Below are 3992 nucleotides of genomic sequence, written 5' to 3' on the forward strand. Positions count from 1 at the left end.
CATGGACCGCATGCCCGCATCAATCTGCCACATGTCGCCCTTCTGCTCGAAATACTTCAAAAGCATCTGGATCGGCAGGCCGCGCTGAACCTCGAACTGACTGTAGAGACCGGTCTTCGCCTTTTCAAGCACCTCCTGCGACAGATCAGTCCCCAGGATACGCGACCGCCAACCTGGCATTTTCGCCGCAGCTTCCTTTAGGCAGATACCGAGTGAATAAGGTTCCTGTCCGCTGGAGGCGGCAGCACACCAGATCTTGATCTGTTTGCGGGACGCACGGCTTTCCAGCAGAGCCGGCAGCATTGTATCCGTGAAATGTTCGAACGGCGTCTTGTCACGGAAGAAGAACGACTCATTTGTCGTCATTGCCTCGATGACTTCGGTTTCAAGCGCCCGGTTCCCGCCGCGTTGCATCGTCTGGATGACCGCACTCAAGGTTTCCAACTTTGAGCTGCGTGCAATCGGCAGCAACCGGCTTTCGACCAGATACTGTTTGTCGTTCGACAGAACCAGACCGGATCGTGTCTTCAGAAAGTTTTTCAGAAACTCGAACTCGTTCGGGGTCATCGTGTGCTCCCCTTCAAAACGCGCGCGATCTTCGGACCGATCTGATTGAGCGGCAGGATGTCACTGCACACACCGGTCTGCGCCGCAGCGCCTGGCATGCCCCAGACAACGCTGGTTGCCTCATCCTGCGTGATTACGCTACCTCCACCGGAGGATATCGTTTTGACCCCGTCAGCGCCGTCATGCCCCATGCCAGTCAGGATCACTGCAAGGCTGGCAGAGCCGTATGCCTTGGCGACACTGTCGAAAAGCGGATCCACTGCGGGCTTGCAGAAGTTGACCGGAGGTCCGTCCGTCAAACGGATTTTGACAGCGCCGGCATCCTTTTCCAGGATCATGTGCTTGCCGCCTGGCGCAACATAGATGTTGCCTGCCTTGAGCACTTCGCCATCTTCGCCTTCCTTGGCAGGACGCAGTGCGGCCTTGCCAAGATGTTCTGCAAGAATGGATGTGAAGGTCGGTGGCATGTGCTGGGTGATGACCACAGGCACATCGTTCATGGCCGTGCCGACTTCCTTCATCACCTCCTGCAAAGCCTGCGGGCCGCCTGTTGACGATCCGATCGCCAGGATCCGCGGCTTGGCCGACGAATATGGTCGTGTCTTGAGGCCGGAAGACGCAGCTGCAGCTGCCGGTTTGGCAGCTCCGCGAAAGCTTGCCCGCGTATCCTGTGCCGGCCGTGCAGAAACAGGTCTGACGGGCTGTGCCGTACGTCCTGCACTGGTCTCCGCACGCATGGTACGAGCCGGACCGCGCATGCGAACCGCGCGTGCACCAAGGGCCTTCACTTTCTCGATCAGCTCTCGACGAAAGTCGATCGAAGTTGTGACTTCTGACGTGGATTCGGGCTTCGGCACGTAGTCAGCCGCACCTAACGACAAGGCTTTCAAGCTGATTTCCGCATTCCGCCGTGTCAGGGTCGACGCCATGATGACAACGAGATCACGCTTTTTGGCGAGCATCAGCGGCAAAGCGGTCATGCCGTCCATTTCCGGCATTTCAATATCGAGGACGACAACGTCGGGATTGCTTTTTTCTATATCTTCAACGGCGAGTTTTCCGTTTCGCTGGGAACTGACAACTTTCAGCCCCTTGTCTTCCCCCAGCCAGCGGGTCAACAACCCGCGAATTACCACTGCGTCGTCGACCACCATTACTTTAATCGGGTCACTACCCGGGTTCGCGCCCGCAGACACACTTCTTTGCGCAAATGCCATTTAGACCGCCCAACTCGAAACTAAATAAGACCGACTTCCTGAAACTTGGCTTCGACAATTTCCCGGTCGAAAGGTTTCATGATGTACTCGTTGGCACCGGCCCGGATTGCCCGGGCAATATGCGCTACGTCGTTTTCCGTCGTACAGAAAACAACGATTGGATTCTCGCCACCCTCTTCAGCCCTGAGGCTGGTGAGAAACTCCAGACCATCCATGACCGGCATGTTCCAATCCAGAAGGATCGCATCCGGCATGGTCTTTCTGCATTCGTCTAGCGCCTGCTGACCATCTTCTGCTTCGGTGATCTCGAAGTTCATGTCTTCAAGGATGCGGCGGGCCACCTTCCGGATGACACTCGAGTCATCTACTACAAGGATTGGACGGGTTCGATTCCGACGAATCCGCGGAAAGGGTCAGAACTTCGCCAACGGTGTCTATGACAAGACCATAGCTTTCCTGCTTGTATTCAATACCGACAGCCATCATCTGCTCGTCCTCCAGCGGCGGCAGGTGCAAGCGGCGACGCATGTTGATCGCCGTGACAATACGGCCACGCAGGTTCAGAACACCCGCCACTTCAGGTGCCGAATTCGGCACCCGGGTGACGCTTTCAGGCACGAACACGTCATGGACCTGGGAAATAGGGAGGCCGAAAAGCTGGCCTCCGATAACCACCGTCACATACTGGATCATGTCGCTGCCGTTTTTCTGGTCTGCGGTCGGTTTGTGTTCCAGCACACTCATGCTGCAGCTCCCATTTCACCGGAGAAGACGTCTTTCAGAGCGGCAATCAAGCCGGGACGGTCAAATTTGGCGACATAGTCGTCGAAGCCGGCCTGGCGGCCCCGCTCGATCGAAGCCGGAGTAACCATCGACGACAATGCCAGGATCGGAATGTTCCGGAAGCGTGGATCGCGGCGAAGCGATTCACAGAATTCGAACCCGTTAATCTCCGGCATCTCGATATCACTGACGATCGCATGATACTTGTCGCCGTTTTCCAGAAGCTCAAAGGCTTGCTGCGGTCCGGTACAGGTCGTCACATCGTAACCCGCCGCCTTCAGCACCGGTGTCAGCATGTTCCGGAAGAAGGAACTGTCGTCGACGAAAAGAACCTTCTTCGTCAGCGCCTCGATATCCATTTCCTTGCGCATGAACCAGTCCTCGAAGGCCTGCGGCAAATAATAGCCGAGGTCGAGGATTTCCGTGGCACGTTCCTTCACAACAGCCGAACCGAGAACGCCCGGGCGTTCCGAACCGACTTCGATATTCATGTGATCTTCGACAATGTCGACGATTTCGTCGACCACGAGACCCATGGAACGGCCGGAGTCGGAGAACACCAGCATCGGCTGCGTGCCTTCCGTCTTGTGACAGTCACCGTCATTGACATAAACCAGCGGCATCAGCGCACCGCGGTACTGCACCAGATCGCGACCGTTCGAGCGCTCGATTTTCGAAACTTCGAATTCTTCCAGACGGGTGACCAGTGAAAGCGGTACCGCTTTCGGTTCCGGCGCCCCGGCACGGAAGAGCAGAAGCGAAATCGCGTTCTGGCCCGACATGGCCCTGCGCTGCAGGTCTTCCTGATCGTCTTCCTGGGATTCGGCAACCGCGCTGGAAGCGTGGCTTGCCATTGCTCCGGCAATGCCGTTCGGATCGATGATCATGATCACGGAACCATCACCCAGAATGGTATTGCCCGAGAACATTTCCAGGTTCCGCAGCATGGTCGACATCGGCTTGACCACAATTTCTTCCGTATGGAAGACACCGTCAACAACAACGCCGAATGTCTGGCTGCCAACCTGCATCACGACAATGAACCCATTGTCCGCATCGATGGCCTCGTCTGCGTTTTCACCTTCATAGATGCCCAGCAACTGTGACAGATGGACCAGAGGCAGCAACTTGTTGCGCAAGCGCAGGACAGGCGTGTCCTTGATCCGCTCAATACGGTGTTCGGAATTGGTCTGTACGCGGACCAGTTCGACCACCGACAGCTGCGGGATCGCAAATCGGTCACCACTTGCTTCAACGATCAGCGTCGAAACAATGGCAAGGGTCAGCGGGATCTTGATGATGAAGCTGGAGCCTTTGCCCGGTGTTGAACGAAGGTCCACCGTACCGCCGATCAACTCGATGTTGTTGCGCACAACATCCATACCGACGCCGCGACCGGAAACACTGGTCACTGCCGCAGCAGTC

Annotated in this window: 4 protein-coding genes and 1 pseudogene; all 5 read right to left on the minus strand. The window is 56.6% G+C overall.

Translation table 11 applies throughout. The features are described 5' to 3' along the window. Nucleotides 1-567 (minus strand): protein-glutamate O-methyltransferase CheR (locus tag K5905_RS29215; RefSeq protein ID WP_297591035.1); only part of this gene is annotated, 567 nt, incomplete at its 3' end. Continuing rightward, nucleotides 564-1784, minus strand: a complete 1221-nt coding sequence (locus K5905_RS29220) for a chemotaxis response regulator protein-glutamate methylesterase (RefSeq protein ID WP_297591037.1) — start codon at nt 1782-1784, stop codon at nt 564-566. The genes K5905_RS29215 and K5905_RS29220, both read right to left, overlap by 4 nt. Before the next feature lie 20 nt (nt 1785-1804). Continuing rightward, the gene (locus K5905_RS29225; RefSeq protein ID WP_297591042.1) at nt 1805-2161 is read right to left on the minus strand and encodes a response regulator; all 357 of its coding nucleotides are present in this window, start codon (nt 2159-2161) and stop codon (nt 1805-1807) included. After that, nucleotides 2160-2528, minus strand: a pseudogene (locus K5905_RS29230) (chemotaxis protein CheW); the annotation flags it as partial. The gene K5905_RS29225 and the pseudogene K5905_RS29230, both read right to left, overlap by 2 nt. Next, the coding region (locus K5905_RS29235) for a chemotaxis protein CheW (RefSeq protein ID WP_297591039.1) at nt 2525-3992 on the minus strand (1468 nt) is incomplete at its 5' end. The gene K5905_RS29235 and the pseudogene K5905_RS29230, both read right to left, overlap by 4 nt.

Origin of the sequence: Roseibium sp. (assembly GCF_025698965.1) — a bacterium.
GTDB lineage: Bacteria > Pseudomonadota > Alphaproteobacteria > Rhizobiales > Stappiaceae > Roseibium.